The sequence below is a fragment of the Burkholderia sp. Ac-20384 genome, from assembly GCF_017104605.1.
Taxonomy (GTDB): Bacteria; Pseudomonadota; Gammaproteobacteria; order Burkholderiales; family Burkholderiaceae; genus Burkholderia; species Burkholderia lata.
The window spans coordinates 1-15,660 of record NZ_JAAGPE010000040.1 but is presented as its reverse complement, the minus strand read 5'-3'; the positions used below and the strand labels follow the sequence as shown (position 1 = coordinate 15,660).

At 67.9% G+C, this 15,660-nt stretch carries 12 protein-coding genes; 4 read left to right on the top strand and 8 right to left on the bottom strand.

All coding sequences use genetic code 11. The features are described 5' to 3' along the window. Positions 1 to 10 precede the first annotated feature (10 nt). The 7 genes from G3O00_RS10830 to G3O00_RS10800 form a co-directional block, all read right to left on the bottom strand. Positions 11 to 2,254: a tetratricopeptide repeat protein gene (locus G3O00_RS10830; protein ID WP_206142960.1), complete on the bottom strand. Its 2,244-nt coding sequence runs from the start codon at positions 2,252 to 2,254 to the stop codon at positions 11 to 13. Further along, the gene (locus tag G3O00_RS10825; RefSeq protein ID WP_206142947.1) at positions 2,251 to 4,494 is read right to left on the bottom strand and encodes a tetratricopeptide repeat protein; all 2,244 of its coding nucleotides are present in this window, start codon (positions 4,492 to 4,494) and stop codon (positions 2,251 to 2,253) included. Before G3O00_RS10825 ends, G3O00_RS10830 begins: the two co-directional genes overlap by 4 nt. 42 nt (positions 4,495 to 4,536) lie before the next feature. Continuing rightward, positions 4,537 to 6,759, bottom strand: a complete 2,223-nt coding sequence (locus tag G3O00_RS10820) for a tetratricopeptide repeat protein (RefSeq protein WP_206142946.1) — start codon at positions 6,757 to 6,759, stop codon at positions 4,537 to 4,539. 178 nt (positions 6,760 to 6,937) lie between these two features. After that, entirely contained in the window at positions 6,938 to 7,612 is a 675-nt protein-coding gene (locus G3O00_RS10815) for a prepilin-type N-terminal cleavage/methylation domain-containing protein (RefSeq protein ID WP_206142945.1), read from the bottom strand. Then, positions 7,596 to 8,027, bottom strand: a complete 432-nt coding sequence (gene gspI, locus G3O00_RS10810; protein WP_050781659.1) for a type II secretion system minor pseudopilin GspI — start codon at positions 8,025 to 8,027, stop codon at positions 7,596 to 7,598. Before gspI ends, G3O00_RS10815 begins: the two co-directional genes overlap by 17 nt. A gap of 307 nt (positions 8,028 to 8,334) precedes the next feature. Continuing rightward, a complete protein-coding gene (locus G3O00_RS10805) occupies positions 8,335 to 8,541 on the bottom strand; it encodes a hypothetical protein (RefSeq protein ID WP_041493247.1) in 207 nt (68 codons plus the stop codon). A 339-nt stretch (positions 8,542 to 8,880) separates the two neighbouring features. Then, positions 8,881 to 9,486 (bottom strand): alpha-ketoglutarate-dependent dioxygenase AlkB, encoded by a 606-nt coding sequence (locus tag G3O00_RS10800; protein ID WP_041493246.1) that lies wholly within the window; start codon positions 9,484 to 9,486, stop codon positions 8,881 to 8,883. Positions 9,487 to 9,846: 360 nt separating this feature from the next. On the opposite strand from G3O00_RS10800, the gene G3O00_RS10795 reads away from it, so the two are divergent. Next, positions 9,847 to 10,434 (top strand): malonic semialdehyde reductase, encoded by a 588-nt coding sequence (locus G3O00_RS10795; protein ID WP_011354667.1) that lies wholly within the window; start codon positions 9,847 to 9,849, stop codon positions 10,432 to 10,434. 72 nt (positions 10,435 to 10,506) lie between these two features. On the opposite strand, the gene G3O00_RS10790 is transcribed toward G3O00_RS10795, so the two are convergent. Beyond that, complete coding sequence (locus tag G3O00_RS10790) at positions 10,507 to 11,655, bottom strand: metallophosphoesterase (protein WP_206142944.1); 1,149 nt, start codon at positions 11,653 to 11,655, stop codon at positions 10,507 to 10,509. Positions 11,656 to 12,493: 838 nt separating this feature from the next. On the opposite strand from G3O00_RS10790, the gene G3O00_RS10785 reads away from it, so the two are divergent. From G3O00_RS10785 to G3O00_RS10775, 3 genes are all read left to right on the top strand, one after another. After that, positions 12,494 to 12,787, top strand: coding sequence for a hypothetical protein (locus G3O00_RS10785; RefSeq protein ID WP_011354664.1), 294 nt, complete (start codon positions 12,494 to 12,496; stop codon positions 12,785 to 12,787). Further along, positions 12,784 to 13,833, top strand: coding sequence for a multidrug transporter subunit MdtN (mdtN, locus tag G3O00_RS10780; protein WP_206142943.1), 1,050 nt, complete (start codon positions 12,784 to 12,786; stop codon positions 13,831 to 13,833). The genes G3O00_RS10785 and mdtN overlap by 4 nt, the downstream gene beginning before the upstream one ends. Continuing rightward, positions 13,814 to 15,660, top strand: a 1,847-nt coding sequence (locus tag G3O00_RS10775) for an FUSC family protein (RefSeq protein WP_206142942.1), incomplete at its 3' end; no start/stop codon positions are given. The genes mdtN and G3O00_RS10775, both read left to right, overlap by 20 nt.

The window sequence follows — 15,660 nt, the reverse complement described above, 5'->3', positions numbered from 1 at the left end:
TGGAAGGCGGTCACGCCGCCACAGCGGGCGTGCGGCGCACCGTGCCGAATGCGTCGGCCACCCGGCCGATCACCGCCGGCCAGTCTCCGGGCCGCGCCTGCCGGAACAACCTCGCGGACGGATACCACGGGCAGTCGTCGCGTTCGAGCAGCCAGCGCCAGTCCGGTACGCGCGGCAGCAGCACCCACACGGGCCGCCCGAGCGCGCCAGCCAGGTGCGCAACCGACGTGTCGACGCTGATCACGAGATCCAGCGCGTCGACCAGTGCAGCCGTTTCGGCGAAATCCGTGAGCGTGTCCGCGAACGACAGCACGCCGCTTGCGGCGAACGCGTCGGCGTCGCGCGCACGTATTAGTGGCTGCAGGCTCACGAACGTCGCGTCGTGCGCTGCAACAAGCGGTAAGAGCGCGGCAAACGGTATTGAACGGTTTTCGTCGTTCGCATGGCGCGGGTTGCCCGACCATACGAGCCCGACTCGCAACCGGCCGGACGGCGAAATCGCATCGAGACGTTCTGCCCACGCGTCGCGCCGTCGCGCATCGGCACGCAGGTACGGCACATCGGCCGGCACCGTATCGAGCGTCGTGCGAAACGCATATGGCAGGCTCATCAGCGGACACTGCAGGTCGAACGCCGGCATCGGCTGCCCCTCCGTGACGACCCGGCTCACGCCGCGCAGCGTGCCGAGCAGTTCGCCGAGCGCAGCCGGCGCCTCGACGATCACGGTCGCGCCCCGGTCATGAACCAGGCTGGCGTATCGACAGAATTGCAGCGTATCGCCATAGCCCTGCTCCGCATGAAGCAGCACCGTCCGGCCCGCAAGCAACTCGTCGCCACGCCACATCGGTCGGTCCGCATGACGCCGATGAAGTACCACGTCGGACGCGCGCCAGCGCATCTCATGCTGCCGCCAGCCCGACTCAAAATCCCCCATCAGCAGCCGGCAGAACGCTTCCGAACGGCGTGCAGTGCCGTTGTGCGGATCGCGTTCACAGGCGAGCACATAATCGTCGAGCGCCGCGTCGTGCTCGCCCATCTGCTGACGCGCCACCGCCCGCGTATAAATCGCGTGCGCGGTATCGGCGGGCGCGTCGGCTGCCGCCGCGTGGCTCGCGAGCGCGTCGTCGTAACGGCCGAGCTGCTGCAACGTCAGCCCACGGTTGTGCAGGAGTTCCACATGAGCGCCAGTCGTCGCAAGTGCTCGGTCGTAATGCGCCAGCGCGTCATCAAAAGCGCCGAGCGCGCGCAATGCGGCGGCGCGATTGCGCAGCGCGTCGATTTCGTCGGGTACCCGCGCGAGCGCCTCGCCGTATGCGATCGCGGCCTCGCTGTAGCGTTCGAGTCCGAGCAGTGCATTACCGCGGCCGACCCATGCAGCAACATGGTCGCGATCCAGTCCAATAATCCTGTCGCAACGCGTGAGAAGTGCATCGCGCGCATGCAGCAGATCGAGCGCGACGCAGCTCGCGAACAGCAACTGCACGTCGTTCGGTGTGCGGGTAAGCGCTTCGTCGAGGTACGTCAGCGCCTCGGCCGGACGACCCAGTTCAGTCAGCACATAGCTGCATGCGTACACGAGTTCCGACGTCTTGCCGCGCGCGACCATCGCAAGCTGGTAACCATGCAACGCCTCTTCGCAACGACCCAGAATCCGCAATATACGAGCGCGCTCTGCATGCGCGTCCGGATCGTTCCGATCGACGTGCAGCGCACGCTCGACACTGATCAGTGCGTCGGCGGGTCGTCCGAGCTTCCGCAGCGCCTCGCCACGCTTGATCCAGGATGCGGCGAGATCGCGCGCACGTGTCAGCGCGCAATCGTATGCTGCAATTGCCTCCTCATATCTCCCGAGCGCAAGCAGCGCGTCTCCGCGCGCGGCGTAGGCCGGTGCATGACCTACGTCCCGTGCGAGTGCCAGATCGGCCGCCGCAAGCGCTTCCTGATGACGGCCGACGCCGGTCAGCGCGGCAGCATGATTCGCCAGATTCCACGACTGATTCAACCCCAGCTGGATCGATCGCGCGATCAGTGGTTGCGCCCGCGTCGTATCGCCGAGTCGTAGATGAACAAGTCCGAGCAGATGCAGCGCTTCGACGTTGTCGGGCGACATCGTCAGCACACCCTCGTACAGCCGCCTCGCACCGACAAAGTCACGTTGCTCAAGTCGCGTGCGCGCATTGCGCAGCGCATCGTCGAGTGCTGCACGCAGCAAACCTGCGCCGGCTTCCATGCCTGTCGTCGGACGCACGTTCATCGCGGCCCTCCACCTACGATCGCGGGCAACTCGGCCGCGATCCGTTCGACAACGGGTGCCCATTGCCCACCTTCCGGCTGACGGAACAGTCGCGCGGACGGGTACCACGGGCTGTCGTCCCGATCGAGCAGCCAGCGAAAATCAGGCGTATGCGGAATCATCATCGCGAGCGGCCGGCCGAGCGCGCCAGCGAGATGCGCAACCGACGTATCGACACTGACCACGCAGTCCATCAGTTGAGCCAACGCCGCCGTATCGGCGAAGTCTCGCAGTTCATTGCCGACGAATCGAATCGGATTCGATTCGAGCACCGGACGATCCTCGTCGCGCACCACCTTCTGCAGACTGATCCAGTCGTACCTGTCATCGAGCAGCGGCAGCAGATCGGTCAGTGTCATTGAACGATTCCGATCATTTGAGTGCATCGGATTGCCAGACCAGACGAGCCCGACACGCGGACGGCCCGACGAGCCGAGCATGTCTTGCCAGCGCGCGACCAGCACCGGGTCGGCCCGCAGATACGGAACGCCAGCGGGAATCGACGCCAGGTCCGTACGGAATTCGAGCGGCAGGCTCAGCAGTGGGCAATGCAAGTCGAACTGCGGCAGCGGATCGCCGCGCGTGATCATCGTATCGATGCCGTCGAGCGTCGCCAACAGTGGCCGCAATTCAACTGGCGACTCGACCACGACACGCGCGCCGAGCGCCTTCACGAGCGGCACGTAGCGACAGAACTGCAGCGTGTCGCCGAGCCCCTGTTCGGCGTACAGCAAGATCGTCCTACCGTCGAGCGGCATTTCACGCTTCCATCGCGGTTGCGCGAAATTGCGTCGACTGCCATCGAGCTGCGTATCGCGCCAACGCCATTCATACTCGGCCCAACCCGCTTCGAAATCGCCGATCGACAGGCACAGGAACGCACGCATGCAGTGCGCGAGCACGTAGTCGGGATCGATCTCGATCGCATCCGCGTAGGCCTGCCGCGCGGCGTCGTGCTGCCGCAGCGCACGCAGGGCATTAGCTTGATGAAAATGCGCAAGCTTGTCGCGCGGCGTCGCCTCGATCACGCGCGCGAAATCGTCGAGCGCGGCCTCGTAGCGGTGCGTCTCGAGCTGCACGCGGCCGCGCGTGAACCAGGCGGGCACGTAGCCCGCATCGAGCACAAGCGCGCGGTCGCACATGTCGCGCGCATCGTCGTGACGTTCGATGCGCATCAGCGCGCTCGCGTAGTTGCACAGCACGCCGGTGCTGCGCGGTTCCGTGTCGAGTGCACGCGCGTAGCTGTCGGCCGCGTCGCGATAGCGTTCCAGGTGGCTGGCCGCGTTGCCGCGGTTCGCCAGTGCCCGCGCGTGGCGCGGATCGATCGCGAGCACGCGGTCGCAGCGCACGAGCGCTTCGTCGTGCCGGCCCAGCAGCTCGAGCGCGATCGAGCTGTTGAAGATCGCATCGATGAAAGTCGGGCTCGCCGCGATCGCCGCATTGAAATCCGCGAGCGCGCGCTCGGGATCCTGCAGATCGAGATATGCGACGCCGCGCAGGAACAGCACCTCGGTGCTGCCGGGCGTCTGCGCGAGCGCGTAGCCATAGCTGTCGACTGCATCGCGGAAGCGGCCGAGTTCGCGCAACGCGAGGCCGCGTCCGCGCATCGCATCGAACGAACGCCCGGCCAGCGCGATCGATCGATCGCAATCGGCAAGCGCTTCGTCGTGACGGCCGAGCGCGCGCAACATGTCGCTGCGCTTCACATAGCCGTCGGCAAAACCGGGCGTCAACTCGAGCAGCCGATCGTAGACCATACATGCGTCGTCGTACCGGGCGAGCTGCCCGAGCAGGCCCGCGCGCTGAAACAACACGCGCTGATGAACCGGGTTGATCGCGAGTGCTTCGTCGAGACGCACGAGCGCGTCGTGCTCCCGCCCGAGCCCGGTCAGCACCGCCGCGTAATTCGCGAGTGCGAGCGGCACCGGCCGGTGCTCGATCGAGCGCCGCATCAGCGGCTCGGCGTCGTCGAGCCGCCCTTGCTGGAAGCGCACCGCGCCGAGCAGGTGCAGCGCCTCCGGATGCTCGGGATCGAGCGTCAGCAATTCGGTATACGCGTGCTCCGCATGCTGCAGCGCGCCCTCGTGGTGCGCCTTGCGCGCGCGCAGGAGCAGCCGTTCGAGTTGCGCGGTATCGGGCGGACGGCGATCCGGCGCGACCGGTGCGCTCGCGAGTGTCGTCCCTTCCCCGTTCGGTGTCATCGTGTGGCCCCCACTTGTCGCTGTTGGTATCGCGTGTCGTGTCTAACGTGTCATCGGCCCGATCGCGGCACGCACCGCGTCGATCGCGCCTGTCCAGTCCCCCGGCGCGGCCTGCCGGAACAGCCGCGCGGACGGATACCACGGGCTGTCGCCGCGCGTGCGCATCCAGCGCCACTCCGCCGGATCGGGCAGCAGCACCCAGACCGCGTGGCCCAGCGCACCCGCCAGGTGCGCGACGGCGGAATCGACCGCAATCACGAGATCCAGCGCGCCGATCAGCGCGGCCGTGTCGGCGAAGTCGCCGAGTTCGTCGTCGACGCGACGCACCGGCGCACCCGCGAGCAGCGCCTCGTCGCGTTCGCGCACGGGCTTTTGCAGACTGATCCAGTCGACGTCGAGATCGAACAGCGGCGCGAGCCGCGAGAAATCGATCGACCGGTTGTGATCGTTCCGGTGCTCCGGATTGCCGGCCCATGCGATCCCGATCCGTGGCCGGCGCCGCTCGCCGAGCAGCGCGTCCCACTGGCGCGTGCGCTGCGGGTCGGCATGCAGATACGCGCCGGGTTGCGGAATCGTGGCTTCGTCGGTGCGAAACGCATGCGGCAGGCTCAACAACGGGGCCTGGCAGTCGAACGCCGGCAACGGTTCGCCGCGCGCGATCACGTGGGCCGCGCCGGACAGCGACGCCATCAGCGCGCGCAGTTGCGGCTGCACCTCGAACACGACTCGCGCGCCACGTGCCGCCACCAGCGGCACATAGCGGCAAAAATGCAGCGTGTCGCCGAATCCTTGTTCCGCATGAATCAGCACCGTCCGACCGTCGAGCGGCGTATCGCCCTGCCACGCCGGCTGCGTGAACGGCCGGTAGTGCCGCGCAAGCTGCGCATCGCGCAGCCGCCATTCGTACTCGGGCCAGCCGCGCGCGAAATCGCCTTCGATCAGATACAACGACGCACGTGCGAAATGCGCTTCGGCGTAGTCGGGTTGCAGCGCGATCGCGCGGTCGTACGAGGCAAGCGCATCGTCCGTGCGCGCCGTTTCGAATTGCAGGTTGCCGCGGTTGAGCCAGTTCGTCGCGTGATCGGGGCGCAGCGCGAGCGCACGGTCGAGCGACGCCATCGCTTCGTCGTAGCGATGCAGGTCCTGCAGCACGCTGCTGCGGTTGGTCCACGCTTCGGCGAACCGCGCGTCGCGCGCAACCGCGGCGTCGTAGCTGGCCAGCGCGTCGTCGTAACGCTTCAGGTAACGCAACGCGGTGCCGCGATTGCACAACGTCTCCGCCGAGTGCGGATCGAGCGCCAGCGCACGCGCGTAGGCAGACAGCGCGTCATCGTGGCGCTTGAGCTGCAGTAGCGCGTTGCCACGGCTCGCATGGGCGCGAACATGATCCGGATCGAAACTCAACACGCGCTCGCAACGGGCGAGCGCTTCGTCCGCGCGGCCGAGCCGTTCGAGCGCGACCGCGCTGTTGTAAAGCACGTCGATCCGCGCGGGATCGGCAGCGATCGCTTCGTTGAACGCGTCGAGCGCCTCGCCCGGCCGATCGAGATCGATCAGCGTGCGGCCGCGCTCGGCCATGATCGCGGCCATGCCGGGCCGGATCGCGTTGGCACGCTCGAAGCACTGCAGCGCATCGGCCGGCCGCTGTAGCTCGCGCAGTACGAGGCCGCGGTTGAACCACGATTCGAACGAACGCGGGTCGACCATCAGCGCGCGATCGTAGGTATCGAGCGCCTCGTCGAAACGACTCAGCGCACGCAGCGCGCTGCCGCGATTGCAAAGCGCATCGAGCACCAGCGGCGACACCGCGAGCGCGCGGTCGAATGACGCCAGCGCCTCGTCAGGGCGGCGCAGCCCGAGCAGCGTGTTGCCGCGGCGCACGAGCGTCTGCACGTCGTCGGGCGTCGCTCGCAGCGCGGCCGCGAAATGCTCGAGCGCCTCGCCGACACGGCCGCGCTCGCCGGCGATCGCACCGAGATCCGACAGCACGCGCGTGCCGGGTGCGATCGCAACCGACTGCCGCAGCAACGCTTCGGCGTCGTCGGCCGCCCCGCGCTGGAACTGCAGGATGCCGTACAGGTGCAATGCCTGGGGATTGTCCGGCTCCTTCTCGAGCACGGCGAGATATTCGCGCGCCGCGTCGTCGAATCGTCCGGCGCTGTGCCAGTTTTGTGCGCGGCTCAGGATCGCCGCCGATTGCCGTTGTTCGCGCGCGTCGAGTCCCGACGCGCCCGCGTGTGCATCATGCCGGTGCTCGACCGTCACGTTCGCCCCCTTCCCGTTTGCCGATGCCGCCGCCGATCCGGTTCGATGGAACCGGTCGCGGCGGCCATGCTCGTCACGAGACTAACGGACGGGCAATAACAGACGTATGACGAAAGTTACGGACCATTTTGTCCGGGGGACGGAACACACGCCGTGCCGGGGGCCGCGCGCGCCGCCGTCACTGGCCGATCGGGATCGTCCGCACGTATTCGACCGCCGGCGCGCCCATCGTGACCGAGAAGCGAACCCCGCGCGGCACCGGCACGCCGATCGACGTGAAGTTGCTGATGCCGTGCTGCGCGAGAAACTGCGCATACGACTGTTCGATGACGGCCTGGCTCGTCGTCCATCCGCCGGGCGGAATCCATACGGAAAGCTGCATCGAGCGCGCATCATTGCTGACCACCACGCGCGCGAACCCATCCATGTGATGCAGCGCGTCGTCGACTTCGACAAGCGACGCGAGCGGCTGCGACGCACTGCGCACGAGCTCGCGCCCCTTGAGCTGGTAGCGCACCACCTGCATCTGCGTCGGCCCGCCGCCGACCCCGAGATGGCGCACCATCACGAGTTCGCCCGGGCGGATGCGCAGCGGCGGCCCGAAAACTTCATCGGGCGTCACGAGGTTCGTCAGGTCGAACTGCAGTTGAGAGAAGTAGCGGCCGAGCAGACGCGTTTGCGCCAGATTCGACGCAATATCGTCGCGGCCGCGGATCGTCGCATCGAGACCGCGCCACGACAGCAGCGCGATCACGGCGAGCAGCGCAATCGCGACCAGCATCTCGATCAGCGTGAAGCCGCGGGCACGGGTACTGGCACGCGCTGCCGCGCGCGGGTCAGCGGCGCGCTTCATTCTGGATCACCGTGACGACTTCCGCGAGCACGTTGCGGCTCGACGCGGACGGATACACGCTCACCGTCACGCGACGCACGAGCGGGCTCGGCAGCGCGGCCACCGACTGGCGGCACACGAACCGGTAGCGGCCCTGTGGGCAGGCAAACGTGTTGGTGCCGACGGACGGCCAGGTCGATGCAATGCGGATCTCGCCGAGCGCGTTGTCGGCGCTCCACAACGCGAGCAGGCGCATGCGCGCCATGTCGGTATCCGACGCGAGCGCGCCGATCGCGCGCATCACGGCGCCGAGCGCCACGGCGACGATCGCCAGCGCGATCAGCACCTCGATCAGCGTGAATCCCCGTTCCGGCGCCCGCGCCGTGCGCGATCCGCCGCATGCCTGGCGGTTGTAGTCGGTTCTGTCGTCGCACATGACCTGCATTCTTGTCGATGGGTCGGCGTCCGGCGTCCGGCATTCGAATCGCGGCACGAAGCCGCATCGCCGGCGCGACGGACGCCGTGCAGCGACGTTAAGCGTGGCGTATGGCACACACGTGTCGAATGGTACGGACCATTTGGCGCGGCGGGCTCAGGCGAACGGGCGTGCAAACACGCCGCACGCACTGTCGCGCGAAGCGCGACAGGCGACGGAAAACTGAAAACGATCGGGAAAGAACCACCCGGCGGCGGGCGGCCAACGATGAAGACGATCCTCGGGCGGCGGGATCGACGCGACGGCGTCAGGCCGTCACGGCGTCGTCATACTCGGCGCGGGCAAGCTGGCCGGCGGCGTAGGCCTCGGCTTCGCCGCGAAAGCCTTCCTGGCTGAACGCAACGACTTTCACGCCAACGCCGGTCGCCCGCTTCACCGTCAGCGCCCATTGCCATCCGCCGTCTTGTTCAAAGACGTGCAGCGAGGGTTCGAAGGAAGGGTCGAATACGGTCACGCGTTTTGCTCCTGCCCCCTTGCGCACCGCATCGGCAACGCTTGGGGCATGTCGAAAGGATCGCGCCGGGATGCGACGCGCTTCTGCCATTCGACAGTCTAGTCAAGGATTGTTGCGACGCACCATCAGAGGTTTCACTCATCTATCGGAACCGAGCGGTCGATCGAATTTTCCTGAAACCCATATGCCACGGGCCTCAGCGCCGTTTCAACGCGCCCGGTTCGGCACTCGTGCGGCAACGTGCCGCACACGCGACTGCTTACCTGCATCGATCGCCGGTGAATCGAAAAAAGGGGCGTGAATCGTCCGGCGATCCAGGCACGTCGGCGACGACGGTTGTTACCGGCCCGTACCAACCGGCATCACGCGCCGAAACGTCAGGTTCACGCGCTCGCCCTGCACGCCCGGCGCCTTCGGCACGCGGTGCTGCCATTCGGCCTGCGTGCGCCCGTGCATCACGAGCAGGCTGCCATGCCCGAGGCGATACGCATGCGTGACACCGGTCTTGCGATGGCGAAGGTCGAACACGCGCATCGCGCCGAGGCTCACCGAAGCGATCACCGGCGCATCGCCCAGCTCGGGCTCGTTGTCCGCATGCCAGCCGAGGCTGTCCTGCCCGTTGCGGTAGCGATTGAGCAGCACGCTGTTGAAACGCGCGCCGGACGTCGCCTCGACCGCGCGTTTCAAGTCGAGCACGGCCGGCGTCCACGGCGCCGGCACGTTGCGGATCCCCGAATACACGTAGACGGCATCCGGCTCGCCCTGCCATGCGGTCAGCCGCGGCAACGGAATGCGTCCACGCGGCGTGCGGATCGTGTCCTGCTGCCACGCGACCTCGCCGATCAACGCGGCCAGCACGCGATCGGCATCGGACGGCGCCAGCCAGTCCGGGTACCAGTCCACGTCGGGAGCGGGTGTGTCAGCGAAGAGATCGGGTGTCGACATGTCGGGAGAAACGGGCGATGAACGGAGCGAACAGTGCATGCCTGCATACTAGCCAACGGCGTCGCACACTGCCATGCGCTGTCATTCACTGACAAGAGGAATCCGCCGCGCCCGCGATGCGCGGTTCTCGGTTCTCGGTTCTCGGTTCTCGGTTCTCGGTTCTCGGTTCGCGGTTCGCGGTTCGCGGTTCGCGGTTCGCGGTTCGCGGTTCGCGGTTCGCGGTTCGCGGTTCGCGGTTCGCGGTTCGCGCGTCACGCTATCATCGCGGCGTGTCGCGGCCCGCGTTGCCGAAGCGTGCCGCATTGTTTCCTCTGCCCGGCCGGCTCGCCCCGGCCGCTTTCCTTCCGGATCCCATCCATCATGACGACGCTGTCCGACTCCGCTCTCGACCAACTGTTTCTCTCCGCGCGCACGCACAACGCGTGGCAGGACAAACCCGTCGACGACGCACTGCTGCACCGGCTGATCGACCTGACGAAATTCGGCCCGACGTCGGCGAACGCGAGCCCCGCACGCTTCGTGTTCGTCAAGTCGCCCGAGGCGAAGGCGCGCCTGAAGCCCGCGCTGTCCGAAGGCAATCTCGCGAAGACGATGGCCGCGCCGGTCACCGTGATCGTCGGCATGGACATGGCATTCCATGAGCACCTGCCGCGCCTGTTCCCGCACGCCGACGCACGCAGCTGGTTCGCCGGCAACGATGCGCTGATCGAGACCACCGCGTTCCGCAATTCGTCGCTGCAGGGCGCATACCTGATCCTGGCCGCGCGCGCACTCGGCCTCGACGCGGGCCCGATGTCCGGCTTCGACGGCGCGAAGGTCGATGCCGCGTTCTTCGCGGGCACCGCGATCAGGAGCAACTTCCTCGTGAATCTCGGCTACGGCGATCCGGCCGGCCTGTTCCCGCGCAGCCCGCGCTTCGACTTCGACGATATCGCCCGCATCGAGTGACAACCGCCGGTCGGGCCGGTTCCCGCTGATGACGGGCCGGCGCCGGCCTCTTTTCAAACGGGGAAGCGTGCGCTACCCGCCGCGCGTCAGCCGGATCAGCGTGATCTCGGACGGCACGCCGAAGCGGTTCGGCGGCCCCCAGTATCCTGTGCCGCGGCTCGTATAGAGCCACAGATCGCCGAAGCGGCTCAGCCCGCCGATCACCGGCTGCTGCAGCCGCACGAAAGGCGGCCACGGCAGGAACTGGCCGCCGTGCGTATGCCCCGACAACTGCACGGTAAACCCGGCGCGGTTCGCCGCTTCCGCGCTGCGCGGCTGGTGCGCGAGCAGGATCTTCGTGCCGACGTCGCGCGGTGCGCCCGACAGCGCCTGCATGGGGTCGCTGCGGTGAGCGGGATCGAACCCGCCCGCCGTGAAATCGGTGACGCCCGCGAGCACCGCGTGCGCACCGTCGTGCTCGATCAACACGTGTTCGTTGAGCAGCACCGTCAGCCCGATGCGCCGGAACTCGTCGATCCACGCATGCGCGCCCGCGTAATACTCGTGGTTACCCGTCACCAGGAAGCTGCCGTGCCGCGACTGCATGCGGCCGAGCGGCGCCGTGTGCTCGCGCAGGCGCTTGACCGAGCCGTCGACCACGTCGCCCGTCACGACGACGAGGTCGGCATCGAGCGCATTGACCGCACGCACGATCCGTTCGACATAGGGCCGCTTGATCGTCGGCCCGACGTGGATGTCGGACAGTTGCACGATCGTCAGCCCGTCGAGCCCGGCCGGCAGCCCCGCGACCGGGATCGACACGCGCTTGACCGCCGCCGTGCGGCGCGCACCGACGAACCCGATCACGGTAACGAATACCGCACCGGCCAGCACGCCGAGCGCCGTGTCGGTCGCGGCGGCAGGCCACGCGCCGTCGTGCCCGAGATGCCGCCATCCGGACACGCCGAGCAGCACGAATTCACGGAGGAACGTCAGCAGGAGCAGCGACGAGAAGAAGCCCATCACGAGCGAACCGGCCCACCCGGCCAGCGTCGCGGCCCAACCTTCGTCGAAGCGGCGCGAGAACATGCCGACCGGGATCAGCACGACGAAGCTCGCCAGCACAAGCGCCGCGATCGTACGCGCGACCGGCGACGTAAACGCATCGGGAATGATCCGTATCCCGACGTACAGATGGAACAGCACGCCGATTGCAATGAACCGGACAAAGAAACTTCGCATGGAATGCTCACCTTCGTTGCGATACCGCTTCCGCGTCGCGTGTCGCACGAGACCTTGAGGCCCCGTACCGCGCATCGCGCCATACGTACGATGGTACACAGATCGCAGCTTTGACGACCGGTCGCCGGCCGGGCTTCGACGCCGCTCGTCGCAGCGCTCGACCGCGGCTGCATCGGCCTGCCCGACGCGAGCGACGTTGACGCTTTCCTGAAGCCCGTCGTTACCGACAGGCGGCGCACGCTGCGCTTACCCCTCCACGTCAGCCGTTTCGAGAACGGCGTCCGGATGATCGACGCGAACGTCCGCGTCTTGCTCGAAGGCGCCGCGCGTCGTCGCTCTCGCGGGCGAGCAAACAAGCAGACGAACAAGCGAACAGACAGCTCGGGCCGAACACCCGCCGCGCATCTGCGTCACCGATCGCGACGCGCTGCAGCACTTCACACGCAATCCGGTCGACCTGCTCGTCAACATCGCCCCCCGATCTGCCGGATCGAACCCATTCCCGTGCGTCCGAACGGCAATCGGCCGTTTCCGCACCGATTCCGCGCTACCGACACGACAAATCAGCCACCCTTCGTTCGTCTGACGATCCTTTACAGTCCGTTAGCAACCCTACGCGAGCTAGCACTGGCAGAATCGCGACGGTCCGACCATCATTGCAGAAACGCAGTGCCGAACGGGCGGATGCGCTTCCTGGCCGGCAGCGGGCCGGGCGGGTGGCTGGCGGTCCGCATCGCGCTGATTTATTATCGGCTCCGTATCCCGGAATCGTCGTCGCGGCGACGATCCGCATTGCGCCGTGCCCGGCATCCACCTCCAACGTCGAGCTCGTCACACCATGAGAAAAACAACGCCGCGCGCGCCCTTGCGCGTCGCCGCCGTCCTGGCGCCAGCCCTGCCGCTCGCGGGCTGCGCATCGCGCGGCGCACCGTCGTACGTCCTGTTCGGCGCGTATTTCCCGCTTTGGCTCGTCAGCGCGATCGTCGGCGTCATCGGCGCGATCGTCGCGCACCGCGTCTTCGTCGCGACCGGCTGGGCCGCGACGGTGCCCTACCAGCTTGCCGTCTGCACCGCGATCGGGCTCGTGGTCGCCGTGATCGTGTGGCTCACCGGCACGGGGCCGTTCGCATGAAGGCCGCCGGCATCGCCCGCCCCTCCGTCAAAGGCCGCGTGATCGCACTGGCGATCGTCGCGCTCGGCATCGCGGCACTCGTGTACGCGTACTACCGCACGACGGCCTACCCGTCCACCGACGACGCGTCGATCGACGCCGACGTCGTGCACGTGGCATCGCCGGTCGGCGGCCGCATCGTGCAGCTCGCGGTGCATGAAAACCAGCGCGTCGCAAAGGGCGACCTGCTGTATGTCATCGACCCTGTGCCGTACCGGTTGACGGTAGCCCAGGCGCAGGCCGACCTCGAGCTCGCGCGCGCATCGCTCGACACGCGCCGCCGTTCGCTGATCGGCGAGCGCTCGAACGCGGCCGTGGCCGCCGAACAGGTCAAGCGCGCCACGCAGAACAGCGACCTTGCGACCCGCGACGTGAACCGGCTCGCACCGCTCGCCGCGCAGGGCTATGTCAGCGCGCAGCAGTTCGACCAGGCGAAGGTGCGCCAGCGCGACGCCGCCGTGTCGCTCACGCAGGCACAGGAACAGCAGCGCGCGTCCGCGCAGACGATTGGCGACGAGGCCGACGCGATCGCGACGCTGCATGCGCGCGAAGCCGCGCTGGCCCGCGCGCAGCATGCGCTCGACGACACCGTCGTGCGCGCACCGCACGATGGCCTCGTCACGGGCCTGAGCGTGCTCGCCGGCGAAACCCTTGCGCCGAACCAGTCGATCTTCACGCTGATCGACGCAAGCGAATGGTTCGCCGTCGGCAACTTCCGCGAGACGTCGTTGAGCCGCATCGAGGTCGGCGACTGCGCGACCGTCTATTCGATGATCGACCGCAGCCGCCCGCTGACGGGCAAGGTCGTCGGCGTCGGCGCAGGCATCGCCGACAGCGCCCGCATCAACCTGCCGCGCACGCTGCCGATCGTGCAGAACTCGGTGAACTGGGTGCACGTCGCGCAGCGCTTCCCGGTGCGCGTGAAGCTCGACGAACCTGACGCCAAGCTCGTGCGCGTCGGCGCCAGCGCGATCGTCGAGGTCCGGCATGGCACTGCCTGCCGCTGAGGTTCGCTCGCCGGGCCCGCGCGAAGTCCTGCGACTGCTCGCGCCGTTTCCGGGGCGCATGTCGATTGCCGTGCGGGTTGCGCTGATCTGCGCACTGACCGCGCTCGTGACGGCCGCCTACGGCACGCCCGAAGCCGCGCTGTCCGCGTACGTCGTGTTCTTCATGATCCGGGCCGACCGCGTGACGAGCGTGGTGCTCGCGGCCGCGCTGCTGGTGATCGTCACGATCGTGATCGGGCTCGTGCTCGGCATCGCGATCTTCAGCATCGACTATTCGATCCTGCGGGTCGCGTGCATGGCCGTGCTGTCGGTCGGCCTCCTGTACCTGACGTCGGCCAGCAAGCTGCGCCCGGTCGGCGCGATCCTCGCGATGATCGTCGGCTTCGGGCTCGACCAGCTCGGTCTCGCGCCATTCGGCGAAGCTGCAACACGCGCGCTGCTGTACATCTGGCTGACGATCGCGATCCCGGTCGGGGTCGCGATCGTCGTCAACCTGCTGATCGCGCCGTCGCCGCGCAAGCTCGCGCACGCGCAACTCGCGAAGCGCTTGCGGCTCGCCGCGCAGCGGCTGCGCGGTGACGATGCGGCGCGCGACGCATTCAACGCCTGCCTGCACGAAGGCGACAAGCAGCTACTCACGTGGCTCAAGCTGTCGAAGCTCGAAGGCTCGTCGTCCGCCACCGACTTCGCGGCGTTGCGGCAGGCCGTGGCATCGAGCACCGCGCTGCTCGTCGGCGTCGCGCTGGCCGATCGCGAACGGGGCGCGCGGCTGCCCGACGCATACGCCATACCGATCGCCGCGACGCTCGACGAGATGGCCGGCATCCTCGACCAGGGCGGCTACCCAGTCGACGTGACGCTCGCGCTACCGCCGACCGACACGCTGCCGCCGCTCGCGCGTGTTGCCGCGACGGATCTCCATGCGGCGATCACGCATTTCGCGGAACCGACCGCAACGACCGATGTCGCTTCGACGGCTTCGACGGCTTCGACGGCTTCGACGGCTTCGACGGCTTCGACGGCTTCGACGGCTTCGACGGCTTCGACGGCTTCGACGGCTTCGACGGCTTCGACGGCTTCGACGGCTTCGTCGGCAGCCGCCGAATCCGCCCCGCCCCCCGCCCCACGCGGCGGCTTCTTCCTGCCCGACGCGCGCACCAATCCCGACCACATCCGCTACGCGCTGAAGACGACCGCCGCCGCGATCTTCTGCTACCTGCTGTATTCGCAGCTCGACTGGTCGGGCATCCATACCTGCGTCGTCACCTGCTATATCGTGTCGCTCGGCTCGACGGCCGAGACGGTCGAGAAGCTCACGCTGCGGATCTTCGGCTGCATCGTCGGCGCGCTGCTCGGCACGGCGGCACTCGTCTTCGTCGTGCCGTCGCTATCGTCGGTCGGCCACCTGATGGCGCTGGTGTTCGCCGGCGGGTGGCTCGCCGCGTGGGTCGCATTCGGCTCGCCGCGCATCGCGTATGCCGGCTTCCAGATCGCGTTCGCATTTTTCCTGTGCGTGATCCAGGGCGCCGGCCCCGGCTTCGACCTGACGATCGCGCGCGATCGCACGATCGGCATCCTGCTCGGCAACGTCGTCGTGTATCTCGTGTTCACGCGCATCTGGCCCGTCAGCATCGGCAAGCAGATCGACGTCGGGCTCGCCGCGCTGATCGACCAGTGGCGGCGCCTCGTGCAGGTCGCGCAGCCGGCCGAGCGGCGCGCGCTCGCCGCTGAGGCGTTCGCCCGCCACGGCGCGATCACGCAGGAGCTCGGGCTGGTCCACTACGAACCGTCGTGGGTGCGGCCGGCCGCCACGGGGCTTGTCACGAG